The 26,422-nt window shown below is 56.5% G+C and carries 22 protein-coding genes; 18 read left to right on the top strand and 4 right to left on the bottom strand.

Annotation, left to right across the window (positions count from 1 at the left end; translation table 11 throughout):
* Nucleotides 1-75 precede the first annotated feature (75 nt).
* Nucleotides 76-1,908: an SLC13 family permease gene (locus tag IAE50_RS07860; protein WP_200579970.1), complete on the top strand. Its 1,833-nt coding sequence runs from the start codon at nucleotides 76-78 to the stop codon at nucleotides 1,906-1,908.
* A 19-nt stretch (nucleotides 1,909-1,927) separates the two neighbouring features.
* Here IAE50_RS07860 and yfbR read toward each other — a convergent pair whose 3' ends face one another.
* Nucleotides 1,928-2,527 (bottom strand): 5'-deoxynucleotidase, encoded by a 600-nt coding sequence (yfbR, locus tag IAE50_RS07855; RefSeq protein WP_094421250.1) that lies wholly within the window; start codon nucleotides 2,525-2,527, stop codon nucleotides 1,928-1,930.
* A 79-nt stretch (nucleotides 2,528-2,606) separates the two neighbouring features.
* Nucleotides 2,607-3,821: a pyridoxal phosphate-dependent aminotransferase gene (locus IAE50_RS07850; protein ID WP_200579969.1), complete on the bottom strand. Its 1,215-nt coding sequence runs from the start codon at nucleotides 3,819-3,821 to the stop codon at nucleotides 2,607-2,609.
* 941 nt (nucleotides 3,822-4,762) lie between these two features.
* Between IAE50_RS07850 and lrhA the strand changes: the two genes are divergently transcribed.
* The 14 genes from lrhA (at nucleotide 4,763) to nuoN (ending at nucleotide 21,401) form a co-directional block, all read left to right on the top strand.
* A complete protein-coding gene (gene lrhA / locus IAE50_RS07845) occupies nucleotides 4,763-5,698 on the top strand; it encodes a transcriptional regulator LrhA (RefSeq protein WP_094421246.1) in 936 nt (311 codons plus the stop codon).
* A 630-nt stretch (nucleotides 5,699-6,328) separates the two neighbouring features.
* Nucleotides 6,329-6,772, top strand: a complete 444-nt coding sequence (gene nuoA / locus IAE50_RS07840) for an NADH-quinone oxidoreductase subunit NuoA (protein ID WP_034812950.1) — start codon at nucleotides 6,329-6,331, stop codon at nucleotides 6,770-6,772.
* Nucleotides 6,773-6,787: 15 nt separating this feature from the next.
* The gene (gene nuoB / locus IAE50_RS07835; protein ID WP_023479723.1) at nucleotides 6,788-7,462 is read left to right on the top strand and encodes an NADH-quinone oxidoreductase subunit NuoB; all 675 of its coding nucleotides are present in this window, start codon (nucleotides 6,788-6,790) and stop codon (nucleotides 7,460-7,462) included.
* A 90-nt stretch (nucleotides 7,463-7,552) separates the two neighbouring features.
* Nucleotides 7,553-9,355: an NADH-quinone oxidoreductase subunit C/D gene (gene nuoC / locus IAE50_RS07830; RefSeq protein WP_128482496.1), complete on the top strand. Its 1,803-nt coding sequence runs from the start codon at nucleotides 7,553-7,555 to the stop codon at nucleotides 9,353-9,355.
* Between the two features lie 2 nt (nucleotides 9,356-9,357).
* A complete protein-coding gene (gene nuoE, locus IAE50_RS07825; protein ID WP_200579968.1) occupies nucleotides 9,358-9,858 on the top strand; it encodes an NADH-quinone oxidoreductase subunit NuoE in 501 nt (166 codons plus the stop codon).
* On the top strand, nucleotides 9,858-11,195 hold the full coding sequence (gene nuoF, locus IAE50_RS07820) for an NADH-quinone oxidoreductase subunit NuoF (protein WP_200133360.1): 1,338 nt from the start codon (nucleotides 9,858-9,860) through the stop codon (nucleotides 11,193-11,195). Before nuoE ends, nuoF begins: the two co-directional genes overlap by 1 nt.
* Nucleotides 11,196-11,284: 89 nt before the next feature.
* Nucleotides 11,285-14,011 carry an NADH-quinone oxidoreductase subunit NuoG gene (nuoG, locus tag IAE50_RS07815; protein WP_200579967.1) on the top strand — a complete coding sequence of 909 codons (2,727 nt, stop codon included), beginning with the start codon at nucleotides 11,285-11,287 and terminating at the stop codon, nucleotides 14,009-14,011.
* Nucleotides 14,008-14,985, top strand: a complete 978-nt coding sequence (gene nuoH / locus IAE50_RS07810; protein ID WP_094421240.1) for an NADH-quinone oxidoreductase subunit NuoH — start codon at nucleotides 14,008-14,010, stop codon at nucleotides 14,983-14,985. Before nuoG ends, nuoH begins: the two co-directional genes overlap by 4 nt.
* A 17-nt stretch (nucleotides 14,986-15,002) precedes the next feature.
* A complete protein-coding gene (nuoI, locus tag IAE50_RS07805; RefSeq protein ID WP_023479728.1) occupies nucleotides 15,003-15,545 on the top strand; it encodes an NADH-quinone oxidoreductase subunit NuoI in 543 nt (180 codons plus the stop codon).
* An 11-nt stretch (nucleotides 15,546-15,556) separates the two neighbouring features.
* Nucleotides 15,557-16,111, top strand: a complete 555-nt coding sequence (nuoJ, locus tag IAE50_RS07800; protein ID WP_023479675.1) for an NADH-quinone oxidoreductase subunit J — start codon at nucleotides 15,557-15,559, stop codon at nucleotides 16,109-16,111.
* Nucleotides 16,108-16,410, top strand: coding sequence for an NADH-quinone oxidoreductase subunit NuoK (gene nuoK / locus IAE50_RS07795; protein WP_023479838.1), 303 nt, complete (start codon nucleotides 16,108-16,110; stop codon nucleotides 16,408-16,410). The genes nuoJ and nuoK overlap by 4 nt, the downstream gene beginning before the upstream one ends.
* On the top strand, nucleotides 16,407-18,248 hold the full coding sequence (nuoL, locus tag IAE50_RS07790; protein ID WP_023479646.1) for an NADH-quinone oxidoreductase subunit L: 1,842 nt from the start codon (nucleotides 16,407-16,409) through the stop codon (nucleotides 18,246-18,248). The genes nuoK and nuoL overlap by 4 nt, the downstream gene beginning before the upstream one ends.
* Before the next feature lie 162 nt (nucleotides 18,249-18,410).
* A complete protein-coding gene (gene nuoM, locus IAE50_RS07785; RefSeq protein ID WP_023479637.1) occupies nucleotides 18,411-19,937 on the top strand; it encodes an NADH-quinone oxidoreductase subunit M in 1,527 nt (508 codons plus the stop codon).
* Between the two features lie 6 nt (nucleotides 19,938-19,943).
* A complete protein-coding gene (gene nuoN, locus IAE50_RS07780) occupies nucleotides 19,944-21,401 on the top strand; it encodes an NADH-quinone oxidoreductase subunit NuoN (protein WP_023479817.1) in 1,458 nt (485 codons plus the stop codon).
* A 656-nt stretch (nucleotides 21,402-22,057) separates the two neighbouring features.
* Here the strand turns inward: nuoN and IAE50_RS07775 are convergent.
* Together IAE50_RS07775 and rnz are read right to left on the bottom strand one after the other, a co-directional pair.
* Entirely contained in the window at nucleotides 22,058-23,083 is a 1,026-nt protein-coding gene (locus IAE50_RS07775; RefSeq protein WP_023479862.1) for a chemotaxis protein, read from the bottom strand.
* A 78-nt stretch (nucleotides 23,084-23,161) separates the two neighbouring features.
* Nucleotides 23,162-24,079: a ribonuclease Z gene (gene rnz / locus IAE50_RS07770; RefSeq protein WP_200579966.1), complete on the bottom strand. Its 918-nt coding sequence runs from the start codon at nucleotides 24,077-24,079 to the stop codon at nucleotides 23,162-23,164.
* 62 nt (nucleotides 24,080-24,141) lie between these two features.
* Between rnz and IAE50_RS07765 the strand changes: the two genes are divergently transcribed.
* The 3 genes from IAE50_RS07765 to menF all read left to right on the top strand — a co-directional run bounded on the left by IAE50_RS07765 (nucleotide 24,142) and on the right by menF (nucleotide 26,356).
* A complete protein-coding gene (locus IAE50_RS07765) occupies nucleotides 24,142-24,603 on the top strand; it encodes a GNAT family N-acetyltransferase (RefSeq protein WP_200579965.1) in 462 nt (153 codons plus the stop codon).
* 53 nt (nucleotides 24,604-24,656) lie between these two features.
* Nucleotides 24,657-24,959, top strand: a complete 303-nt coding sequence (gene elaB, locus IAE50_RS07760) for a stress response protein ElaB (RefSeq protein WP_023479917.1) — start codon at nucleotides 24,657-24,659, stop codon at nucleotides 24,957-24,959.
* A gap of 101 nt (nucleotides 24,960-25,060) precedes the next feature.
* Nucleotides 25,061-26,356, top strand: a complete 1,296-nt coding sequence (gene menF, locus IAE50_RS07755) for an isochorismate synthase MenF (RefSeq protein ID WP_200579964.1) — start codon at nucleotides 25,061-25,063, stop codon at nucleotides 26,354-26,356.
* The last annotated feature ends 66 nt before the right edge of the window (nucleotides 26,357-26,422 follow it).

The raw sequence follows: 26,422 nt of genomic DNA, 5'->3' as shown, positions 1-26,422 counted from the left end.
TCAATGATGTAACCCCACCCCGGTGGGGTTTTTTTATGGCACTCTTTTACCACCCTCAACAAACAAGGACAGGTTGTGAACGGTGAATTGATTTGGGTTCTCTCTCTGCTGGGCATTGCCGTGCTGCTCTTTGCGACGAGCAAAGTGCGCATGGACGCAGTGGCGCTGTTTGTCATTGTCGCTTTTGTGCTGAGCGGTACGCTGACGCTTCCCGAAGCGCTCTCCGGTTTTAGCGATCCAAACGTTATTTTGATTGCCGCGCTGTTTATTATCGGCGACGGGCTGGTGCGCACCGGCGTGGCAACCAATATGGGCGCCTGGCTGGTGACGATGGCGGGCAGCAGCGAAACCAAAATGCTGGTCCTGCTGATGATCACCGTCGCCGGGCTGGGTGCCTTTATGAGTTCGACCGGCGTGGTGGCGATTTTCATCCCGGTGGTGTTGAGCGTCTCGCTGCGCATGCAGGTCTCGCCGTCGCGGTTAATGATGCCGCTCAGCTTCGCCGGGTTGATTAGCGGCATGATGACGCTGGTGGCGACGCCGCCAAACCTGGTGGTGAACAGCGAACTGCTGCGCGAAGGGCTGGAGGGATTTGGCTTTTTCAGCGTCACGCCGCTTGGCCTGGTTATCCTGCTGCTCGGCATCGTCTATATGCTGTTGATGCGCTTTACGCTTAACGCGGAGGGGAGCGACGCCCAGCGCGAGAGCTGGAAGCGGCGCTCGTTTCGCGATCTGATCCGCGAGTATCACCTGGCGGGCCGCGCGCGGCGGTTAGCGATTCGCCCCGGCTCGCCGATGATTGGTCAGCGTCTTGACGATCTGCAACTGCGTGAGCGCTATGGTGCCAATGTTATCGGCGTCGAGCGCTGGCGGCGTTTTCGCCGGGTAATTGTTAATGTTAATGGCGTCTCGGAGTTTCGCGCCCGTGACGTGCTGCTGATTGATATGTCCTCTGCGGATGTCGATCTGCGCCAGTTCTGCGTCGAGCAGCAGCTGGAGCCGATGATCCTGCGCGGGGAGTACTTCTCCGACCAGGCGCTGGATGTCGGCATGGCGGAAGTCTCGCTGATCCCCGATTCCGAACTGCTGGGCAAAACGGTGCGCGAAATCGGTTTTCGTACCCGCTACGGTCTGAACGTGGTAGGCCTGAAGCGCAACGGCGTGGCGCTGGAAGGGGCGGTGACTGACGAGCCGCTGCAACTCGGCGACATTTTCCTTGTGGTCGGCAACTGGAAGTTAATCAGCCAGCTTGCCGGACACGCCCGCGACTTTGTGGTGCTGAACCTGCCCGTTGAAGAGAGCGCGGCTTCGCCAGCGCACAGCCAGGCGCCGCATGCGATTTTCTGCCTGGTATTGATGGTTGCGCTGATGCTGACCGACGATATTCCCAATCCCATCGCCGCCATTATCGCCTGCATGCTAATGGGGAAATTCCGCTGCATCGACGCCGAGAGCGCCTATAAAGCGATCCACTGGCCAAGCATCATTCTGATCGTTGGCATGATGCCTTTTGCGCTGGCGCTGCAAAAAACCGGCGGCGTCGATCTGGTGGTCAAAGGGTTGATGGAGCTGGGCGGGGGCTATGGCCCGCACTTGATGCTGATCTGTCTGTTTGTGATGTGCGCGGCGATTGGGTTGTTTATCTCCAATACCGCCACGGCTGTGCTAATGGCACCCATTGCGCTGGCGGCAGCGAAATCGATGGGCGTCTCGCCTTATCCCTTCGCCATGATGGTGGCGATGGCTGCCTCGGCCGCCTTTATGACGCCGGTCTCATCGCCAGTGAACACGCTGGTATTAGGGCCGGGCAACTACCGGTTCAGCGACTTTATCAAACTCGGTGTGCCCTTTACCCTGCTGGTAATGATGGTGTGCGTGGTGATGATCCCGATGCTGTTTCCCTTTTAACCGGGCGGGTTCGCCCTTGTTATAAGGGCGAATCCTGGCTGATCTCATCCAGCGACAGCTGGAAGCTCGGCACAAACACCTGCATAAAGTAATCCATCTCCGGGCTGCGCCTGGCGTCGAGGGTTTTCTCCAGCCGCGATTTGGCCAGCAGAAACTCATTGTTGCCGGCGGAAAGCTCTTCGAGGCACTTCAGGTAGGCGCAGAGCGCATCGGCCTGTTTAACAATTAATCGCTCCTCTTCGCTGTAGTGATGCTCATCAATCAGCGGGGCGAAAATATCCTGCAGCTCTTCCGGCACCATCTCGACCAGCTTCTGCTGGGCGATCTTCTCAATCGCTTTGTACTCCTGGGCAATCTGCGAGTTGAAGTACTTCACAGGGGTCGGGAGATCGCCGGTGATCACTTCAGAGGCATCGTGATAAATCGCCAGCAGCGCAATGCGCTCTGCGTTAAGCGAGCCGCCGAATTTGCGGTTTTTGATCGCCGCCAGCGCGTGCGCGACCATTGCCACTTGCAGGCTATGCTCGGAGACATTCTCGGTGCGCACATTGCGCATCAGCGGCCAGCGGTTGATCAGTTTCAGGCGGGAGAGGTGGGCGAAGAAGTGACTCTGACTCATAGTTAACCTTGTCTTGAATGCGACTGGAGCCATTGTGCGCAGAGAGTGGGGGAAGATGCAAACCCTCCCCCTGAGTCAATTATTGATGATAACCGGAGAGGAAACGCCCAAAGCGGGTGATGGCCATTTCCAGATCGTCCTCGCGCGGCAGGGTAACGATGCGGACGTGATCCGGCCATGGCCAGTTGAAGGCGGAACCCTGTACCAGCAGCACCTTCTCCTGTAGCAGGAAGTCGAGCACCATCTTCTGGTCATCCAGAATATTGAAACGTTTCGCGTCGATTTTCGGGAACATATAGAGCGCGCCGCTCGGTTTTACGCAGGAGACGCCGGGAATGTCGTTAATCAGCTCCCACGCGCGGTTGCGCTGCTCATAGAGACGCCCGCCGGGCACGATAAATTCGCTGATGCTCTGATAGCCGCCGAGAGCGGTCTGGATCGCATGCTGTGCCGGCACGTTGGCGCACAGGCGCATTGAGGCAAGCATCTCCAGCCCTTCGATATAACCTTTGGCGTGCTTTTTCGGCCCGCTCAGCACCATCCAGCCCTGGCGGAAACCAGCCACGCGGTAGGTTTTCGACAAACCGTTAAAGGTAATGGTGAAGAGATCCGGTGCCAGCGCGGCGATAGAGTGGTGCTGCGCTTCGTCGTAGAGGATCTTGTCGTAGATCTCATCGGCGAAAATAATCAGGTTGTGCTGGCGCGCCAGCTCGACAATTTCCAGCAGCAGCTCTTTTGAGTAGACCGCGCCGGTCGGGTTGTTCGGGTTGATGATCACAATGCCGCGCGTGCGCGGGGTGATTTTGGCGCGAATGTCGTCCAGATCCGGGAACCAGCCGGCGGATTCATCACAAAGGTAGTGCACCGCTTTGCCGCCGGAGAGCGACACCGCCGCGGTCCACAGCGGATAGTCCGGCGCCGGGACCAGCATCTCATCGCCGCTGTTCAACAGCGCCTGCATCGACTGCACGATCAGCTCAGAGACGCCGTTGCCGATATAGATATCTTCGACGGTGACTTCACGCATGCCGCGCGCCTGATAGTGCTGCATGATCGCTTTACGGGCAGAGTAGAGCCCCTTTGAATCGCAGTAGCCCTGGGCGCCAGGGAGGTTGCGGATCACATCGACCAGAATCTCATCCGGGGCTTCGAAGCCGAACGGGGCAGGGTTACCGATGTTGAGTTTGAGAACTTTGTTGCCTTCTTCTTCCAGACGCTTTGCTTCTTTAAGAACCGGGCCACGGATGTCATAACAGACGTTATCTAACTTGCTGGATTTTTCGATGGAGGACATGAACCTTTGCCTTTTTACTGGAATCGCCACTCCCTGCCGTGGAAGTGAATACGGAACAATGTACTCCCACGCCCGTCTGTTTTGAAGGGTTAACAGGAGAAGATTTTGCCAGGCCGGGCAGTTGCCTTTAACGATCTTTTAACTATTAAGCGCGCTATTTTTCTCTTTTATGTGCTGTCAATTTGCATATAGTCAGTAATTAATGCCAGTTAATGATTGATTGCCACTACTTTTCACCATTCAATGGCCTCCCGGCAGTGGGGGATTAAATCTTTTGTCGCGGCTATTCGCGTGAGGAAGATGAAAAAAGAGGGTTATAACGAAGATATAAAGTAACGGTTAGCGTCCCGCTTTGTTGCTGTGAAGATAATGTTAATTTCTATTAAAGAGATCCATTTTCAGAACCGTTCGCTATTTAATATTGAGAATAGTAACTATGACCATCACTAATATTTATATGTCTCATTTTTTCGTACTGACATTTTAAGAATTTAAGATAATTCGTATTAACGCTTATAAATAAAAAGGTTTTGGGGTAAACTCAGACAGCCTGAAAGGGCGCTCCGGGGCAAAGCCCTGAGTTCAGTAAGGTTGAATTCTTAATTTTACTTAATTGCTATTACTCTTTTTTTACTTCAGAGCCTCTGTTGGGTTCACCTTTATCTGCGACGCGCGATGTTGAATCGGTATTCGCCGCGAAAGACGCGTTTTAAATGCATCAACACCATTTGGCTGGTTTATATATCCCCGAGCGGGATGTTTGCCAAATAAAAGACGTTGAGTTCTGCTTGCATCAGGTGGCGAACAAAAACATCACACACATTGCCAGGTTTCATCGGCAATGGCAGTGCAGGATGCGCTTTTTAAATGGATTTACTTAATCTTATGAACACAGCATAAACCCGGGGCACGCAACGCGAGCAACCCGTAAGTGAAAAATGATGATAAATGCAAATCGTCCGATACTGAATCTCGACCTCGATCTGCTGAGAACCTTTGTTGCAGTCGCGGATTTAAACACCTTTGCAGCCGCCGCTGCGGCGGTTTGCCGTACGCAATCCGCTGTAAGCCAGCAAATGCAGCGCCTTGAACAGCTAGTGGGTAAAGAGCTGTTCGCCCGTCATGGCCGCAATAAATTGCTGACTGAGCATGGTATTCAGCTATTAGGCTATGCGAGAAAGATCCTGCGCTTTAATGACGAAGCCTGCACCTCGTTAATGTTCAGCAATTTGCAGGGCGTATTAACTATTGGTGCGTCAGACGAATCCGCCGATACGATCCTGCCGTTCCTGCTTAATCGTATTAGCTCGGTCTATCCAAAGCTGGCGCTGGATGTGCGCGTAAAACGCAATCCGATGAGCAGCGATCAGCTTCAGGAGGATGAAGTTGATCTGGTGGTGACCACGCATCGTGTCCAGCCGTTTGACTATTTAACGCTGCGCACCTCACCGACGCTCTGGTATTGCGCGGCGGAGTATGTGCTGCAAAAAGGGGAGGCGGTGCCGCTGGTCCTGCTGGATGAGCCGAGCCCGTTCCGCGATATGGTGCTTAACGCGCTTAATGAAGCCGAGATTCCATGGCGCATGGCCTATGTGGCCTCAACGCTCTCGGCGGTGAAAGCAGCCGTTAAAGCAGGCCTTGGCGTGACGGCGCGACCGGTCGAAATGATGAGTCCTGACCTGCGGGTATTAAGTCACGCTGAAGGCTTCCCGGCCTTGCCGGAAACGGAATATCTGCTCTCGCGCAACCCGAACAGCGGGAACGAGCTGGCGCAGGTAATTTTCGATGCCATGGAGCACTATCGCGACCCCTGGCACTACAAAGGATCTACTCCGGAAGGGGGAGATGAACAGCTGCTGGTTGATGGCGATTTCTAGCTACCATTTCGCCGCAAACTGGTAACAATTTGTAAGTGTAAAAATGGCCCACTGATGAGAGAAACGATCACAGTGGGCCATTTTTTGCACAAATAATAAGCATCTGAATTATTCCTGCTCTAAATCATTATTTCTTTCAATCTGTTAATCCACCTCACAGCACAATCCCCCTTTATCATCTATAGTCTTTCATGCCCTCTGCTCATGTTAAAAATCAAGCAAGATTGTTGCCGAATCATTGTATGAATTAACAAAAGCGTGTCTCAGATCAAAAAAATACCTCCGCAGAGGGGGAGGAATCCTGGGTAAATCCTGTCAAAATAGGAGGGTAATTTTTGTAATCCTCCACAACGGACTCGATTCAACACCGGATTTTGCCGCAGGAAAAGTTGTTGCTGGTCAATAAAACGGCACTAAATGTTAATGGATTGCTGCCGATGTAAACTAATGTGAGGAAACTTTTGTTAAAGTTGACAAAAGGTTATAGAAAGGAGTAAAAACCCACATCATTTAGCTGTTTTTCAGCTTTTTGCACAGTAAGTATGTGGTTTTTTATTCCTCCCCGTGAATCGATGTGGCGTCATCTGCCAGCAAGAGCAGAGGTTTTAACGCTACCTTTTGAGTTAAGCAATGCGTATGTCAACATCCACTGAAATCATCGCTCATCACTGGGCATTCGCTGTCTTTCTTATTGTCGCCATCGGCCTCTGTTGCCTGATGCTGGTCGGCGGTCGGTTTTTGGGCGGACGCGCGCGCGCAAGGCACAAAAACGTACCTTTCGAATCTGGTATCGACTCCGTCGGTTCCGCTCGCTTACGTCTCTCCGCCAAGTTCTATCTGGTTGCCATGTTCTTCGTCATCTTCGATGTCGAAGCGCTCTATCTCTACGCATGGTCTACGTCCATTCGTGAGAGTGGCTGGGTGGGATTTGCCGAAGCCGCAATTTTTATCTTAGTGCTGCTGGCTGGTCTGGTTTATCTGGTGCGTATTGGCGCGCTCGATTGGACGCCGGTGCGTTCGCGCCGTGCGCAGGTTAACCCTGAGACCAACAGCTACACTGACAGTCAACGCTAACCGCGAGGCAATAAGATGGATTATACGCTCACCCGCATAGATCCTAACGGTGAGAACGACCGTTACCCCCTGCAAAAACAGGAGATCGTAACTGACCCCCTGGAACAAGAGATCAACCGTAGCGTCTACATGGGCAAGCTCGAAAATGTCCTGCACGATATGGTGAACTGGGGTCGTAAGAACTCAATTTGGCCGTATAACTTCGGCCTTTCCTGCTGCTACGTTGAGATGGTGACCTCGTTTACCGCCGTGCACGACGTGGCGCGTTTTGGCGCGGAAGTACTGCGTGCCTCGCCGCGTCAGGCTGACCTGATGGTCGTTGCCGGTACGCCCTTCACCAAGATGGCACCGGTTATCCAACGCCTCTATGACCAGATGCTGGAGCCGAAATGGGTTATCTCCATGGGTGCCTGCGCAAACTCTGGCGGTATGTACGACATCTACTCCGTCGTGCAGGGCGTCGACAAATTTATCCCGGTGGATGTTTACATCCCTGGCTGCCCGCCGCGTCCTGAAGCCTATATGCAGGCGCTGATGCTGCTGCAGGAGTCGATTGGCAAGGAGCGTCGTCCGCTCTCCTGGGTGGTTGGCGATCAGGGCGTTTACCGCGCCAACATGCAGTCAGAGCGTGAACGTAAACGCGGTGAACGTATTGCCGTCACCAACCTGCGTTCGCCGGACGAGATTTAATTTGCGCCTGTGGGCAAGGGTAAAAAGCGTCGCATTTCAATAATCCAATAACGCGACGCACTGCCCCACAGTCACCACGGACCCTTTGCAATGGTGAAAAATATGACCGATTTAACTGCGCAAGAAGCCCCATGGCAGACCCGCGATCATCTGGATGATCCGGTCATTGGCGAATTGCGCAACCGTTTTGGGCCGGATGCCTTTTCCGTTCAGGCGACCCGCACCGGGGTACCCGTCGTTTGGGTGAAGCGTGAGCAGTTACTGGAAGTGGTCGATTTCTTAAAGAAATTACCGAAGCCTTACGTCATGCTGTTCGATCTTCACGGCATGGACGAGCGTCTACGCACACACCGCGCCGGTCTGCCCGCCGCGGATTTTTCCGTTTTCTACCACTTCCTGTCGATCGATCGTAACAGCGACATCATGCTGAAAGTGGCCCTCGCAGAAAACGATTTGCATGTGCCGACTATCACTAAACTCTTCCCGAACGCTAACTGGTATGAGCGTGAAACCTGGGAGATGTTTGGTATCACTTTTGATGGCCACCCGCATCTGACGCGCATCATGATGCCGCAGACCTGGACCGGCCACCCGCTGCGTAAAGACTACCCGGCGCGCGCCACCGAATTCGATCCGTTTGAGCTGACCAAAGCCAAGCAGGATCTGGAGATGGAGGCGCTGACCTTCAAGCCGGAAGATTGGGGCATGAAGCGCGGCACCGACAACGAGGACTTCATGTTCCTCAACCTCGGTCCGAACCACCCCTCTGCGCACGGTGCGTTCCGCATCATTCTGCAGCTTGATGGCGAAGAGATCGTCGACTGCGTGCCGGATATCGGTTATCACCACCGCGGTGCGGAGAAGATGGGCGAACGCCAGTCATGGCACAGCTACATTCCTTATACTGACCGCGTTGAGTACCTCGGCGGCTGCGTCAACGAGATGCCATACGTACTGGCGGTCGAGAAACTGGCAGGCATTACCGTGCCGGAACGCGTGGAAGTGATCCGCGTGATGCTCTCTGAGCTGTTCCGCATCAACAGCCACCTGCTCTATATCTCTACCTTTATTCAGGACGTCGGCGCGATGACGCCGGTCTTCTTCGCCTTTACCGATCGTCAAAAAATCTACGATCTGGTGGAAGCGATCACCGGTTTCCGTATGCACCCGGCCTGGTTCCGCATCGGCGGCGTCGCGCACGATCTGCCGCGCGGCTGGGATCGCCTGCTGCGCGAGTTCCTCGACTGGATGCCGAAACGTCTGGCTTCCTATGAGAAAGCCGCACTGCGCAACTCCATTCTGAAAGGCCGTGCTCAGGGCGTTGCCGCTTACGGCGCGAAAGAGGCGCTGGAGTGGGGCACCACCGGCGCAGGCCTGCGTGCTACCGGCATCAACTTTGACGTGCGTAAAGCGCGCCCGTACTCCGGCTATCAGAACTTCGACTTCGAAATCCCGGTCGGCGGTGGCGTCAGCGACTGCTACACCCGCGTGATGCTGAAAGTGGAAGAGCTGCGCCAGAGCCTGCGCATTCTTGAGCAGTGCCTCAACAATATGCCGGAAGGGCCGTTCAAAGCGGATCACCCGCTGACCACGCCGCCGCCGAAAGAGCGCACGCTGCAACATATCGAAACCCTGATTACTCACTTCCTGCAGGTATCGTGGGGCCCGGTGATGCCGGCTAACGAATCCTTCCAGATGATTGAAGCAACCAAGGGTATCAACAGTTACTACCTGACCAGTGACGGCAGCACCATGAGCTACCGTACCCGTATCCGCACGCCGAGTTTCCCGCATCTGCAGCAAATTCCGGCGGCAATCCGCGGCAGCCTGGTCTCAGACTTGATTGTCTACCTGGGTAGTATCGATTTTGTTATGTCAGATGTGGACCGCTAATTATGCACGAGAATCAACAACCAGAAACCGGGGCTTTTGAGCTGAGTGCGGCAGAGCGTGAGGCAATTGAGCACGAGATGCACCACTACGAAGACCCGCGTGCGGCGTCCATTGAAGCGCTGAAGATCGTTCAGAAACAGCGTGGCTGGGTGCCGGACGGCGCAATTTACGCTATTGCCGACGTGCTGGGCATTCCGGCGAGCGATGTCGAAGGCGTGGCAACGTTCTACAGCCAGATCTTCCGCCAGCCGGTCGGCCGCCATGTGATCCGCTACTGCGACAGCGTGGTGTGTCACATCACGGGCTATCAGGGGATCCAGTCGGCGATTGAGAGCCACCTGAAGATCAAGCCGGGCCAGACCACCTTTGATGGCCGCTTTACGCTGCTGCCAACCTGCTGTCTCGGCAACTGCGACAAAGGGCCGACCATGATGATCGATGAGGACACCCACAGTTCTCTGACGCCGGAAACGATCCCTGACTTGCTGGAGCGGTATAAATAATGAAGACCATTATCCGTACTCCCGAAACCCATCCGCTGACCTGGCGTCTGCGCGATGACAAACAGCCGGTCTGGCTTGAAGAGTATCAAAGCAAGAACGGCTATGCCGGTGCGCGCAAAGCCCTGACCGGGCTGGCACCGGACGAAATTGTCAACCAGGTAAAAGACGCCGGCCTGAAAGGGCGCGGCGGCGCGGGCTTCTCCACCGGTCTTAAGTGGAGCCTGATGCCGAAAGACGAATCGATGAACATTCGTTACCTGCTGTGTAACGCCGATGAGATGGAGCCGGGCACCTATAAAGACCGCCTGCTGATGGAGCAGTTGCCGCACCTGCTGGTGGAAGGCATGCTCATCTCCGCCTTTGCACTGAAAGCCTATCGTGGCTACATCTTCCTGCGCGGGGAGTACATCGAAGCGGCGGTGCATCTGCGCCGTGCCATTGCTGAAGCTACCGAAGCGGGCCTGCTCGGCAAAAATATTCTCGGCAGCGGGTTCGACTTCGAACTTATCGTCCATACCGGCGCGGGTCGTTATATCTGCGGCGAAGAGACGGCGCTGATCAACTCGCTGGAAGGGCGTCGCGCCAACCCGCGCTCAAAACCGCCTTTCCCGGCAAGCTCCGGCGTATGGGGCAAACCGACCTGCGTTAACAACGTCGAAACCCTGTGCAACGTCCCGGCGATCCTTGCCAACGGCGTGGAGTGGTATCAGAACCTGTCGACCAGTAAAGATGCCGGTACCAAACTGATGGGCTTCTCCGGGCGCGTGAAAAACCCGGGCGTCTGGGAGCTGCCGTTTGGCACTACCGCGCGTGAAATCCTCGAAGAGTACGCGGGCGGCATGCGCGACGGGCTGAAATTTAAAGCCTGGCAGCCGGGCGGCGCGGGAACCGACTTCCTTACCGAAGCGCACCTCGATCTGCCGATGGAGTTCGAAAGCATTGGTAAAGCGGGCAGCCGTTTAGGTACCGCGCTGGCGATGGCCGTTGACCATGAAATTGGCATGGTGCCGCTGGTGCGTAACCTGGAAGAGTTCTTCGCCCGCGAGTCCTGCGGCTGGTGTACGCCGTGCCGCGACGGGCTGCCGTGGAGCGTCAAAATCCTGCGTGCGCTGGAGCGTGGCGAAGGCCAGCCTGGCGATATCGAAACCCTGGAGCAACTCTGCCGCCAGCTGGGGCCGGGTAAAACCTTCTGCGCACACGCGCCGGGTGCGGTTGAACCGTTACAGAGCGCAATTAAGTATTTCCGCGAAGAGTTCGAAGCGGGGATCAAGCAGCAATTCAGCAATACCCATGCGATTGGCGGTATCCAGCCAAACCTGCTGAAAGCGCGCTGGTAATGGTTCCCCCTCATCGTGAGCAGGTGAGGGGACGCGGAACGAATTTTGATTAATTCTCAGCTCCGGCTGAGACAACTGGAAGCATGCTAATGGCTACTATTCACGTAGACGGCAAAGAATACGAGGTAAACGGCGCAGACAACCTGTTAGAGGCTTGTCTCTCGTTGGGCCTTGATATTCCTTATTTTTGCTGGCATCCGGCGCTGGGGAGCGTGGGTGCGTGCCGCCAGTGTGCGGTGAAGCAATATCAAAACGCGGAAGACACGCGTGGCCGCCTGGTTATGTCCTGTATGACACCGGCATCCGACGGCACATTTATCTCTATTGACGATCACGAAGCGAAAGAGTTCCGTGAGAGCGTGGTGGAGTGGTTAATGACCAACCACCCGCACGACTGTCCGGTTTGCGAAGAGGGCGGCAACTGCCACCTGCAGGATATGACCGTTATGACCGGTCACAGCTTCCGTCGCTACCGTTTCACCAAACGTACGCACCGTAACCAGGATCTCGGTCCGTTCATCTCTCATGAGATGAACCGCTGTATCGCCTGCTACCGCTGTGTGCGCTACTACAAAGATTATGCCGACGGTACCGATCTGGGCGTCTATGGCGCACATGACAACGTCTACTTCGGCCGCCCGGAAGAGGGTACGCTGGAGAGCGAGTTCTCCGGTAACCTGGTTGAAATCTGCCCGACCGGCGTTTTCACCGACAAAACTCACTCCGAGCGCTATAACCGTAAATGGGATATGCAGTTCGCGCCGAGCATCTGCCAGCAGTGCTCGATCGGCTGTAACACCAGCCCGGGCGAGCGTTACGGCGAACTGCGTCGTATCGAGAACCGCTACAACGGCACGGTTAACCACTACTTCCTCTGCGACCGCGGTCGTTTCGGCTATGGCTACGTCAACCTGAAAGATCGTCCGCGCCAGCCGGTACAGCGTCGCGGCGACGATCTCATCACCCTCAACGCCGAACAGGCGATGCAGGGCGCGGCGGATATTCTGCGCCAGTCGAAGAAAGTGATCGGTATTGGTTCTCCGCGCGCAAGCGTTGAGAGCAACTTCGCGCTGCGCGAACTGGTCGGTGCGGAGAACTTCTACACCGGTATCGCGAAAGGCGAGCAGGAGCGACTGACGCTGGCGCTGAAAGTGCTGCGCGAAGGTGGCATCCGTACTCCGGCGCTGCGTGAAATCGAATCTTACGACGCGGTGCTGATCCTCGGCGAAGACGTCACCCAGACCGGCGCGCGCGTCGCGCTGGCGGTCCGTCAGGCGGTGAAAGGTAAAGCCCGCGAAATGGCGGCGGCGCAGAAAGTTGCCGACTGGCAGATTGCGGCGATCATGAACATCGGTCAGCGCGCTAAACATCCGCTGTTTGTCACCAACGTCGACAGCACCCGTCTGGACGACATCGCTGCGTGGACCTACCGCGCACCGGTAGAAGATCAGGCGCGTTTAGGCTTTGCCATCGCCCATGCGCTGGATAACTCCGCACCGGCGGTTGACGGCCTGAGCAGCGATCTGCAGGGCAAAGTGGATGTGATTGTCCAGGCACTGGCCGGGGCGAAGAAGCCGCTGATTATCTCCGGCACTAACGCCGGTAGCAGCGACGTGATCCACGCGGCGGCGAACGTGGCGAAAGCGCTGAAAGGGCGCGGTGCCGATGTCGGCATCACCATGATTGCCCGCTCCGTTAACAGCATGGGCCTCGGCCTTATCGGCGGCGGCAGCCTCGATGATGCACTCTCCGAACTGGAGAGCGGCAGCGCCGACGCGGTCGTGGTGCTGGAAAACGATCTGCACCGTCACGCTTCTGCTGCGCGCGTAGATGCTGCGCTGGCGAAAGCGCCGCTGGTGCTGGTGGTCGATCACCAGCGCACGGCGATTATGGATAACGCCCATCTGGTGCTCTCTGCGGCAAGCTTCGCAGAAAGCGACGGCACGGTGATCAACAACGAAGGCCGCGCTCAGCGCTTCTTCCAGGTTTATGACCCGAGCTACTACGACAACGTAGCGCTGATGCTGGAAAGCTGGCGCTGGCTGCACTCGCTGCACAGCACCGTGCTGAACCGCGAAGTGGACTGGACGCAGCTCGATCATGTGATCGACGCCGCCGTCGCCGCGCTGCCGCAGCTGTCGGGCATCAAAAATGCCGCACCGGATGCCAGCTTCCGCATTCGCGGGCAGAAACTGGCGCGTGAGCCGCACCGCTACAGCGGTCGCACCGCGATGCGCGCCAATATCAGCGTCCACGAACCGCGTCAGCCGCAGGATAAAGACACCATGTTCGCCTTCTCGATGGAAGGGAACAACCAGCCTTCAGCGCCGCGCTCGCAAATTCCGTTTGCCTGGGCACCGGGCTGGAACTCCCCGCAGGCCTGGAACAAATTCCAGGACGAAGTGGGCGGCCATCTGCGTCACGGCGATCCGGGCGTGCGCCTGATTGAAGCGACGGAGAGCGGGCTGGATTACTTCACCGTCGTTCCGGGCGCTTTCAGCGCACAGGATGGCGAGTGGCGTATCGCGCCTTACTATCACCTGTTCGGCAGCGATGAGCTGTCGCAGCGTTCGCCGGTGTTCCAGAGCCGTATGCCGCAGCCTTACATCACGCTTAACCCGGCCGATGCCGCGAAGCTTGGCGTAAACGCAGGCGCGCACGTCTCCTTCACCTACGAAGGGCAGACCCTCAGCCTGCCGCTGCAGGTATCGGAAGGTCTGACGGCGGGGCAGGTCGGTTTGCCGATGGGCATGCCGGGTATTGCACCGGTGCTGGCCGGGGCACGTCTTGAAAATCTGCGGGAGGCGCAAGCATGAGCTGGTTAACACCGGATGTTATCGACATTCTGTTAAGCATTCTGAAAGCGGTGGTCATCCTGCTGGTGGTCGTCACCTGCGGCGCCTTCATGAGCTTTGGCGAACGTCGCCTGCTCGGCCTGTTCCAGAACCGTTATGGGCCGAACCGTGTGGGCTGGGGTGGTTCACTCCAGCTGGTCGCGGACATGATCAAGATGTTCTTTAAAGAGGACTGGATCCCGCGCTTCTCGGATCGCGTGATCTTCACCCTCGCGCCGGTGATCGCCTTCACCTCGCTGCTGTTAGCCTTCGCCATTGTGCCGGTCAGCCCCACCTGGGTGGTGGCCGACCTCAATATCGGGATCCTCTTCTTCCTGATGATGGCGGGTCTGGCAGTTTACGCGGTGCTGTTCGCTGGCTGGTCGAGTAACAACAAATACTCCCTGCTCGGCGCGATGCGTGCCTCTGCGCAAACCCTGAGCTACGAAGTGTTCCTCGGGCTGTCGCTGATGGGCGTGGTGGCGCAAGCCGGTTCATTCAATATGACCGACATCGTCAACAACCAGGCGGGTTTGTGGAACGTCATTCCGCAATTCTTTGGCTTCGTTACCTTTGCTATCGCTGGTGTTGCGGTGTGTCACCGCCACCCGTTTGACCAGCCGGAAGCGGAGCAGGAGCTGGCGGATGGTTACCATATTGAATACTCCGGCATGAAGTTCGGTCTCTTCTTCGTCGGCGAGTATATCGGTATCGTCACCATCTCTGCGCTGATGGTCACCCTCTTCTTTGGTGGCTGGCAGGGTCCGCTGTTACCGCCGTTTATCTGGTTCGCGCTGAAAACCGCGTTCTTTATGATGATGTTCATTTTGATTCGCGCCGCACTGCCGCGTCCTCGCTACGATCAGGTGATGTCTTTCGGCTGGAAAATCTGTCTGCCGCTGACACTGCTTAACCTGTTGGGCACGGCGGCAGTCATTCTTTGGCAGGCGCCGTAATAAGGGGTGATGAGACCATGACGTTAAAAGAGTTATTCGTGGGCTTTGGCACCCAGGTTCGCAGTATCTGGATGATTGGCCTGCATGCGTTCGCTAAACGCGAAACGCGTATGTACCCGGAAGAGCCGGTTTACCTGGCCCCGCGCTACCGTGGCCGTATCGTGCTGACGCGCGATCCGGACGGCGCAGAGCGCTGCGTAGCCTGTAACCTGTGTGCGGTTGCCTGTCCTGTCGGCTGTATCTCGCTGCAGAAAGCGGAAACCGTTGATGGCCGCTGGTATCCGGAGTTTTTCCGTATCAACTTCTCGCGCTGCATCTTCTGCGGCATGTGCGAAGAGGCGTGCCCGACAACAGCGATTCAGCTGACGCCGGACTTCGAACTCGGTGAGTTCAAGCGCCAGGATCTGGTGTATGAAAAAGAGGATCTGCTGATCTCCGGTCCGGGCAAATACCCGGAATATAACTTCTACCGGATGGCAGGTATGGCAATCGACGGCAAAGATAAGGGCGAAGCGGAAAACGAAGCCAAGCCTATCGACGTCAAAGGCCTGTTACCGTAAGGAGAGGGGCAATGGAGTTCGCTTTTTATATCTGTGGCCTGATCGCCATCCTGACGACGGTACGCGTTATTACGCATACCAATCCGGTGCATGCGCTGCTGTACTTGATCATCTCACTGCTGGCGATTGCCGGGGTCTTCTTCTCCCTCGGCGCGTACTTTGCCGGGGCGCTGGAGATCATCGTCTACGCCGGGGCCATCATGGTGCTGTTCGTCTTCGTGGTGATGATGCTCAACATGGGCAATTCGGTGGTCGAGCAGGAGCGTAACTGGCTCACGCCGCAAATCTGGATTGGTCCTGCGGTGCTCTCTGCGGTGCTGCTGGGCGTCATGATCTACGCCATTATGGGCGTTAACGATCAGGGCATCGAGGGCACGGCGATTGGCGCGAAAGCGGTCGGTATTACGCTGTTTGGTCCTTACGTTCTGGCGGTTGAGCTGGCCTCAATGCTGCTGCTGGCAGGTCTGGTTGTCGCGTTCCACCTTGGACGTGAAGAGAGACCTGGCGAATTGCTGAGCAATCGCACGGATGACCGCGCGAAAAGAAAAACGGAGGAGCACGCATGATCCCGTTACAACATGGATTGATCCTCGCGGCGATTTTGTTTGTGCTGGGTCTGACTGGTCTGGTTATTCGCCGCAATCTGCTGTTTATGCTGATTGGGCTTGAGATCATGATCAACGCCGCCGCGCTGGCCTTTGTGGTCGCCGGTAGCTACTGGGGCCAGACCGACGGTCAGGTAATGTATATTCTCGCCATTAGCCTTGCCGCTGCGGAAGCGAGCATTGGCCTGGCGCTGCTGCTGCAACTTCATCGTCGCCGCCAGAGTCTGAATATCGATTCAGTAAGTGAGATGCGTGGATGAACATGCTCGCCTTAACCATTATTTTTCCTCTTATTGGCTTTGTGTTACTGGCTTTCTCCCGTGGCCGCTGGTCGGAGAATCTCTCCGCCGCCGTTGGCATGGGCTCAATTGGTCTCTCGGCGCTGGTCACGGCGCTGGTTGGCGTTGAGTTCTTCAACAACGGCCAGCAGGCGTTTGTTCAGCCGCTGTGGACGTGGATGGCGGTCGGTGATTTCAATATCGGTTTCAACCTTGTGCTGGACGGCCTGTCGCTGACCATGCTCTCGGTAGTCACCGGCGTTGGTTTCCTGATCCATATGTTCGCCTCCTGGTATATGCGTGGGGAGGAGGGCTACTCCCGCTTCTTCGCCTACACCAACCTCTTTATCGCCAGCATGGTGATTCTGGTGCTGGGCGATAACCTGCTGCTGATGTACCTCGGCTGGGAAGGCGTGGGTCTCTGCTCCTATCTGCTGATCGGTTTCTACTACACCGATCCGAAGAATGGCGCAGCGGCGATGAAAGCGTTTGTCGTGACCCGCGTCGGTGACGTCTTCCTCGCGTTCGCACTGTTCATCCTCTACAACGAGCTGGGCACGCTGAACTTCCGCGAGATGGTCGAGCTGGCTCCGCAGCACTTCGCCAATGGCAACCATATGCTGATGTGGGCGACCCTGATGCTGCTGGGCGGCGCGGTCGGTAAATCGGCGCAGCTGCCGTTGCAGACCTGGCTTGCTGACGCAATGGCTGGCCCGACGCCGGTCTCTGCGCTGATCCACGCCGCAACGATGGTTACCGCAGGTGTCTATCTGATTGCCCGTACCCACGGTCTGTTCCTGATGACGCCGGAAGTGCTACATCTGGTCGGTATCGTTGGTGCGGTCACGCTGCTGATGGCCGGTTTCGCCGCGCTGGTGCAGACCGATATCAAACGCGTACTCGCCTACTCGACGATGAGCCAGATTGGTTACATGTTCCTGGCGCTTGGCGTACAGGCATGGGACGCGGCGATTTTCCACCTGATGACGCACGCCTTCTTTAAAGCGCTGCTGTTCCTCTCCTCCGGTTCGGTGATCCTTGCCTGCCACCACGAGCAGAACATCTTCAAGATGGGCGGCCTGCGTAAGTCGATTCCGCTGGTCTATGCCTGCTTCCTGGTCGGTGGCGCGGCGCTCTCTGCACTGCCGCTGATTACCGCGGGCTTCTTCAGTAAGGATGAGATCCTCGCAGGAGCGGTAGCGAACGGTCACGTTAACCTGATGATTGCGGGTCTGGTCGGGGCGTTTATGACCTCGCTCTACACCTTCCGTCTGATTTTCATTGTCTTCCACGGCAAAGAGCAGATTCACGCCCACGCAGGGAAGGGGATTACCCATCACCTGCCGCTGATTGTGCTGCTGATCCTCTCCACCTTCGTTGGCGCGATGATTGTGCCACCGCTGCGCGGTGTTCTGCCGGAAACGGCTGAGCTGGCGCACAGCAGCGTGGTGATGCTGGAAGTGGCTTCTGGCGCAGTGGCGGTGATCGGCATTCTGCTGGCCGCCTGGCTGTGGCTGGGTAAACGCACGCTGGTGACATCGATTGCCAACAGCGCGGCGGGCCGCTTCTTCGGCACCTGGTGGTTCAATGCCTGGGGCTTCGACTGGCTCTACGATCGCATCTTCGTTAAACCGTATCTGGGCGTTGCCTGGCTGCTGAAGAGCGATCCGCTGAATGCGCTGATGAACATTCCGGCGATCCTCTCCCGCTTTGCCGGGAAAGGGCTGCTGTTCAGCGAGAACGGTTATCTGCGCTGGTATGTGGCCTCCATGAGTATCGGTGCCGTTGTGGTGCTCGGTCTGCTGATGGTGTTGCGCTGAGTTCCTGGGCCGGGGAGCAGAGTTGTTCTCCGGCCTAAGAGCAGAATCTGAATTTTGTGAAAATTCGTTGAAAATCAGGTCCGAAAGGACAGGCAGTAACGGTGAAGTCAGATGACGAGCCAGAAAGCCTGAGCTGGACTTAAACAAGGAATATGAATCGCCATGTTATTACCCTGGCTAATATTGATTCCCTTTATCGGTGGTTTCCTGTGTTGGCAAACCGAGCGCTTCGGCGTGAAGGTGCCGCGCTGGATCGCCCTGATCACCATGGGACTGACGCTGGCGCTCTCTCTGCAACTCTGGTTGCAGGGTGGCTACTCTTTATCGCAGGCTGCCGATTTCCCGACGTGGCAGGAGAGCTTTAAACACGACTGGATCCCGCGCTTCGGCATCACTATCCATCTGGCGATGGACGGTCTGTCGCTGCTGATGGTCGTGCTGACCGGCTTTCTTGGCGTGCTGGCGGTTCTCTGCTCCTGGCGTGAAATCGAGAAATATCAGGGCTTCTTCCACCTGAACCTGATGTGGATCCTCGGCGGCGTTATCGGCGTGTTCCTTGCCATCGACATGTTCCTGTTCTTCTTCTTCTGGGAAATGATGCTGGTGCCGATGTACTTCCTGATTGCGCTGTGGGGCCATAAAGCCTCCGACGGGAAGACGCGTATCACCGCGGCGACGAAATTCTTCATCTATACCCAGGCAAGCGGTCTGGTGATGTTGATTGCCATCCTCGGCCTGGTGTTTGTGCACTACAACGCCACCGGCGTGTGGACCTTCAACTATGAAGAGCTGCTGAAAACGCCGATGTCCCACAACGTTGAATACCTGCTGATGCTCGGCTTCTTTATCGCCTTTGCGGTGAAAATGCCGGTGGTGCCGCTGCACGGCTGGCTGCCGGATGCGCACTCACAGGCACCGACCGCGGGTTCCGTTGACCTCGCCGGGATCCTGCTGAAAACCGCCGCTTACGGTCTGCTGCGCTTCTCGCTGCCACTCTTCCCGAACGCTTCGGCGGAGTTTGCACCGATTGCCATGTGGCTGGGCGTGATTGGTATCTTCTACGGCGCGTGGATGGCCTTCACCCAGACTGATATCAAACGTCTTATCGCCTACACCTCCGTTTCCCACATGGGCTTCGTACTGATTGCCATCTACACCGGCAGCCAGCTGGCCTACCAGGGCGCGGTGATTCAGATGATTGCTCACGGTCTCTCGGCGGCGGGTCTGTTTATTCTTTGCGGTCAGCTTTACGAACGCCTGCATACCCGCGATATGCGCATGATGGGCGGTCTGTGGAGCAAGATTAAGTGGCTGCCGGCGCTGTCGATGTTCTTCGCTGTGGCGACGCTGGGGATGCCGGGTACCGGTAACTTCGTCGGTGAGTTCATGATCCTGTTCGGTAGCTACCAGGTTGTGCCGATGATTACCGTGATCTCCACCTTCGGTCTGGTCTTCGCCTCCGTTTACTCGCTGGCGATGCTGCATCGCGCTTACTTCGGTAAAGCGAAGAGCGAAATCGCGAACCAGACGCTGCCGGGTCTGTCACTGCGCGAGCTGTTTATGATCCTTATCCTGGTCGTGCTTCTGGTACTGCTTGGCTTCTATCCGCAGCCGATTCTGGATACCTCGCACGCTGCGATGGGCAATATCCAGCAGTGGTTTGTTAACTCCATTACTACAAGGCCGTAATTCGCCATGACAATAACTCCACAACACCTGATTGCGCTGCTGCCGCTGCTAATCGTCGGATTGACGGTGGTGGTTGTGATGCTCTCCATTGCGTGGCGACGCAACCATTTCTTCAATGCCACGCTGTCGGTCGTTGGTCTGAACGTTGCACTGCTCTCGCTGTGGTTCGTTGGCCATGCCGGAGCAATGGATGTGACGCCGCTGATGCGCGTCGATGGCTACGCCATGCTCTACACCGGGCTGGTGCTGCTGGCGAGCCTCGCCACCTGCACCTTTGCCTATCCGTGGCTTGAAGGTTATAGCGACAACAAGGAAGAGTTCTACCTACTGGTGCTGATTGCCGCGCTGGGTGGCATTCTGCTGGCTAACGCCAATCACATGGCGTCGCTGTTCCTCGGTATTGAGCTGATCTCGCTGCCGCTGTTCGGGCTGGTGGGCTACGCCTTCCGCCAGAAACGCTCGCTGGAAGCCAGCATCAAATACACCATTCTGTCGGCGGCCGCCTCCTCATTCCTGCTGTTCGGGATTGCGCTGGTCTACGCCCAGAGTGGCGATCTGTCGTTTGTCGCCATTGGTAAAAACCTCGGTGAAGGCGTGCTGCACGAGCCGCTGCTGCTGGCGGGCCTCGGTCTGATGATTGTCGGCCTCGGCTTTAAACTGTCGCTGGTGCCGTTCCATCTCTGGACGCCGGATGTTTACCAGGGCGCGCCTGCGCCGGTCTCCACCTTCCTGGCGACCGCCAGCAAAATCGCCATCTTTGGCGTGCTGATGCGTCTGTTCCTCTATGCGCCGGTAGGTAACAGCGAAGCCGTACGCGTGGTGCTGGGCGTTATCGCCTTTGTCTCCATTATCTTCGGTAACCTGATGGCGCTGAGCCAGACCAATATCAAACGTCTGCTCGGTTACTCCTCCATCGCTCACCTTGGGTATCTGATGGTGGCGCTGATTGCCCTGCGCGGCGGCCAGATGTCGATGGAGAGCGTTGGCGTTTACCTGGCCGGCTATCTCTTCAGCAGCCTGGGTGCTTTTGGCGTAGTAAGCCTGATGTCCAGCCCGTATCGCGGTCCGGACGCCGAGTCGCTCTACTCCTATCGCGGCCTCTTCTGGCACCGTCCGATTCTCTCGGCGGTAATGACGGTGATGATGCTGTCGCTGGCGGGTATCCCGATGACGCTGGGCTTTATCGGTAAGTTCTACATTCTGGCTGTCGGTGTGCAGGCCAACCTGTGGTGGCTGACCGGTGCGGTGGTGGTTGGTTCTGCAATCGGTCTCTACTACTACCTGCGTGTTGCGGTGAGCCTCTATCTCAACGCGCCGCAGCAGCTGAACCGCGATGCGCCGTCGAACTGGGCCTACAGCGCGGGCGGTATTGTGGTACTCATCTCCGCTCTGCTGGTGCTGGTGCTCGGTATCTATCCGCAGCCGCTGATTAGCATCGTCCAGCTGGCGCTGCCGATGATGTAATCGCGCCTTGCGCAAATGAAAAAACCGCCGGGTTTGCAGCCTGGCGTTTTTTTTTGTGCATAAAAAACCCCAGCGGGGGAGCTGGGGTTTTAACGGTATAGCGCAAACTGGTGAGGGATGCGCCACGCCGTTGTTTACGTTTCCGGCCCGTCAGGGGGTAAGAGCGTATGCAATACTCAACGCGTTGAAGCTTCCGATATATGCTGTTTTATTTCAAGCGCAAACAGTTGGGTTAGCGGATGTTTAAGAAAAACGCCCGAAAACAGGTCGTTTTCCCTGATTTTTTTTAATTATATTTCAGTTGGTTATGTGAGGTGTAGAATCAAATTCGTTGGGGTTACTGCATCTAACTTTCGGGCCGGGCAAAGGATTTCCCCCGCTGTAACACGTGGTGGTGGCAGGGTTCAGGCCTGGAAGGGGCGTAAGTAATACTCAACATCTGCTCGCCCTGATTCGGGGGAGTTTGAGGACCAGTCCGGGCGGCTCCTTCCTCGGTTGAGGAAAACGGATGATGGATAACCGTGAATTCGCGAAACGCGTAATCACGATCATCATTGCTGTACTACAGCTGATCTTGTCGTTCTTGTAATGACCTGAAACGTACTTAAGGCGCTACCGTTTGACCGACGGTAGCGCCTTTAATCGTTGTGCCGGCGTTACTTCGCCAGCAGCGGGGTCGGGGCCATCTGGCGGTGGCTGATCAGCGGGCCGCGAACGTTGTTCGCTGCGCGATCGAGCACCTCCTGGATCACCGCTGAAAGTTCGTTAATTTCGAACTTCGCGACATAGCCATCGGCCTGCACTTTGCGGACGTGATCTTCGTTAGCGCTGCCGGAGAGGGAAGAGTGGATCACCACCGGGATATTTTTCAGGCGCGGATCGGTTTTGATCAGGCGTGTCAGGGTAAAGCCGTCCATCTCCGGCATCTCCAGATCGGTCAGCACCATTGAGATCTTATCGCTTACCGGCACACCCTCTTTTTCCGCCTGCTGGGCAATAAGCTGGATTTTCTCCCACGCATCTTTGCCCGTAATGTGCATCATGCTCGGGATCTCCATGGCATTCAGGCCTTTTTCCAGCATGGCGCGCGCCACTTTGGAGTCTTCAGCCACAATCGCGATGGAACCCGGTTTCAGGTTGAATTTCTTATCCGGCACATGATCGCCGTGAACGTCATGATCCGCCGGAACGATGTCATAGAGGATCTGTTCAACGTCCAGCACCATCGCCAGGTTGTTGGTGTCCTTATCATCATCGAGGCAGGCAATACTGGTGATATAGCGGCCATTGATCGCTTTCTCCGCCGTGTGCACCTGTTTCCAGTCCAGGCGCGTGATGTTCTCGACGGACTCGACGGCAAAAGCCTGCACGCTACGGGCATACTCAGTGATCAGCAGAATGTTTAAGCCGGTCTCCGGTTTACACCCGGCGACGGCGGAGAGGTCAATTACCGGGATCACCTGATCGCGGATATTGACCATCCCCATCAACGGCGGCTTCATTCCCGCAGGGCGAGTAAATGTGGGCATCGGTACGATTTCGCGCAACTTAAACACATTGATGCCAAACAGCTCAGATTTCGTCGCATCTAATGATGTGCCAAGGCGAAACAGCAACAGCTCAAACCGGTTCGACAGAGTAAGATTCGCCCTGTCATCGATGTCTTTCTGGAAATTATCCATCATGCCCTCAAAGAAGAAATGCCTGCGTATAACTTATTATCGGCATGACGGCGAAAAAATAGAGTGCCTAAATTAAAATCAAATGCGAACTACGTCAAAATCTGCTGCTAAGGTCGTCTCCGGGAAGATTTCACGACACTCTTTTAGCAGCGCCTGGCTCCCCTCAGCGTCATAACGCGAACTGATATGGGTAATCACCAGACGTGAAGCGCCAGCCTGCTGAGCCAACTGCGCCGCCTGCCGCGCTGAGCTGTGCCCGCGGCTGTTGGCCTTCTCTTCCATGGCACTCTCAAGCGTCGCTTCATGCACCACCACATCAACATCTTTCGCTAACTCAAGCGCGGCGGGGCAGGGTGAAGTATCGCCGAAGATTGCCAGCCGTTTACCCGGCTCGGAGGGTGCCAGGTAATCTTTACCATCGATAACGCGCCCGTCATCCAGCGTCACCCTACCGCCCGCCTTTAATGTCTGGAACAGCGGCCCGGCGGGAACGCCCGCGGCGACAAGTGCTGCGGCATTCAGCGTACCGGGTTTATCGTGCTCTTCGACGCGATAGCCGTAACACTCCACCGGATGCGCCAGCGGGAAGGCTGTCACTTTGTGTAGCCCATCATCCATCACCACCCCCGGCTTCACCTCTTCAATAGTCAGCGGATAGTCGGTCCACGAACCGCTCAGGCGCAGCGCGGTCTCAACAAACTCCTTGATGCCGTGCGGGCCGTAAATATGCAGTGGCTGCGTATTGCCCGCCATCGACCGGCTGCAAAGCAGGCCCGGCAGGCCAAAAATATGGTCGCCATGCAGATGGGTAATAAAAATTTTGTCCAGCTTGCCCGGATTAAACGCGGTGTGCAGCAGTTGATGCTGAGTACCTTCACCACAGTCGAAAAGCCACAGCCCGGCGCTCGTCGGGTGCTGAAGATTGACCAGAATGGCGGTGACGTTGCGCGCCCGCGTCGGGACGCCTGCTGAAGTACCTAAGAAGATCAGTTCCACATGCTTTGCCTGAAATGAAAAGAATCTAGTATAACCACATGAGTCTATTTGAGGAGATAACGATGATCCGCTGGCAAGACCTGCACCATTCCGAACTGACCGTGCCTGCGCTCTATGCGCTGTTGAAACTGCGCTGCGAAGTATTTGTGGTCGAACAGACCTGCCCTTATCTCGATATTGATGGCGACGACCTGGTGGGAGAGAGCCGCCATCTGCTCGGCTGGCAGGGTGATGAGCTGGTGGCGTATGCGAGGATTCTGAAAAGTAACGATGATTTCTCGCCCGTTGCCATCGGCAGAGTGATTGTCAGCGCCAGCGTACGCGGGGAAAAACTGGGTTATCAACTGATGTCGCGCGCGGTGGCCTCCTGCCTGCAATACTGGCCGCAGCACGCGTTATACCTGAGTGCACAGGCGCATCTGCAACCCTTTTATCAACAGTTCGGTTTCCAGCCGGTCACCGAAATCTATGATGAGGATGGCATTCCCCACATCGGCATGGCGCGCGAGGTCGGCCAGGCGTAAACGCCAGCTATTGTCTATAGTTAGCGTACAGGTGCATAACATGGAGAAAAGAGATGACTAATCAATTCGATTCACACATTGACGACGACCTGACCCTGCTGAGCGAAACGCTGGAAGAAGTTCTCCGCTCATCGGGCGATCCCGCTGACCAGAAGTACATTGAGCTGAAAGCACGTGCCGAACAGGCGCTGCATGATGTGAAAAACCGCGTCAGCAGCGCGTCTGATACCTACTACTATCGTGCGAAAAAAGCGGTTTACCGTGCCGATGACTATGTGCACGAAAAACCGTGGCAGGGCGTTGGTGCTGGTGCTGCTGTAGGTCTGGTGCTGGGTCTGCTGTTAGCCCGTCGCTAATCTTTATCTCCCCTCCCTGGAAGGGGGTACTGCTATTCATCGTAGTACCCCGTATACTGTGTGGTTTTTAAAACCGTGCCGTTTTTCCGGGAGGGGTTCGCATGTTTTCTTTGTCCTCTGCGCTTGACGATCTACATCAGCGCCTTGCCGACACGTTTCCTGATGCTGCTGGTTTTACCCTCTTTGATGTTCCCTTCCCGCTAAACAATGCATTCGACCCGCTGACATGGCTTACGGCTCAGCGTGTTTTTCCACAATTTTACTGGCAGCAGCGCAGCGGTGATGACGAAGCGGCCGCCCTTGGCGCGTTACGCACGTTTACTTCACTTGCTGAGGCGCAACAGCAATTGCAGGCGTATCCCGACGATGTACGCGTCTGGGGGCTTAACGCTTTTGAACCAAGCGAGGGCGCGCTCTTTTTGCCCCGCCTCGAATGGCGGCGCGAAGGGGGCAAAGCGATGCTGCGCCTCTATCTCTATAGCGCCACCTCGCTGCGTGATGATGCGCAGTGTGCTGCCGATTTTCTTAACGCGCTTTCACCTGCTACTCCACTGGCAATGAGCCCAGTGCGCTGTGTTGAACAGCACCACTTCCCGACGCGTGAGGGGTGGGAAACGCTGATAAGCCAGGCGCTTGAGACCATGCAGCGCGGCGAGCTGGATAAAGTCGTGTTCGCCCGCGCCACCGATTACCGCTTCGATGCGCCAATTAATGCTGGCGCGCTGATGGCCGCCAGCCGACGCCTCAACCTGCACTGCTTCCACTTTCTCTATCGTTTCAACGACCAGACCGCCTTTCTCGGATCGACCCCCGAACGGTTATGGCGGCGACGCGGCGTGGCGCTGCGCACCGAAGCGCTGGCCGGGACGGTGGCTAATCATGATGACGACGCACAGGCACAGCAGCATGCAGCATGGTTGATGAGTGACGATAAAAACCAGCGTGAAAATATGCTGGTGGTGGAGGATATCTGCCAGCGGTTGCAGCAGCAGACTGGCGCGCTGGATGTGCTGCCGCCGCAGGTGGTGCGGCTGCGCAAAGTGCAGCACTTGCGGCGCTGTATCTGGAGCGACCTGCGGGTGGCAGACGATGCCCTCTGTTTAGATCTGCTCCAGCCGACAGCGGCGGTGGCGGGGTTACCGCGCCCTGAAGCCCGTCGTTTTATCGCCCGCCACGAGCCGTTTGCCCGCGAGTGGTACGCCGGGTCGGCAGGTTATCTTTCGCGTAAGCAGAGTGAGTTCTGCGTGACGCTGCGCTCGGCGAAGGTGAGCGGCGAGACGGTGCGGCTCTATGCCGGGGCGGGCATTGTGCCCGGTTCAGATCCTGAGCAGGAGTGGCAGGAGATCGATAATAAAGCCGCCGGTCTGCGATCGTTGTTGCTACAGACGCACCCATAGACGACCTATATCAAAAACTCATCATTTCAGAAAATTTATACTTAGTCCCAATATTGATACCGGACA

The sequence above is a fragment of the Kosakonia sp. S42 genome, assembly GCF_016624785.1.
Taxonomy (GTDB): domain Bacteria; phylum Pseudomonadota; class Gammaproteobacteria; order Enterobacterales; family Enterobacteriaceae; genus Kosakonia; species Kosakonia cowanii.
The sequence above is the reverse complement of the archived record's forward strand: the minus strand, read 5'-3'. Positions and strand labels throughout refer to the sequence as shown.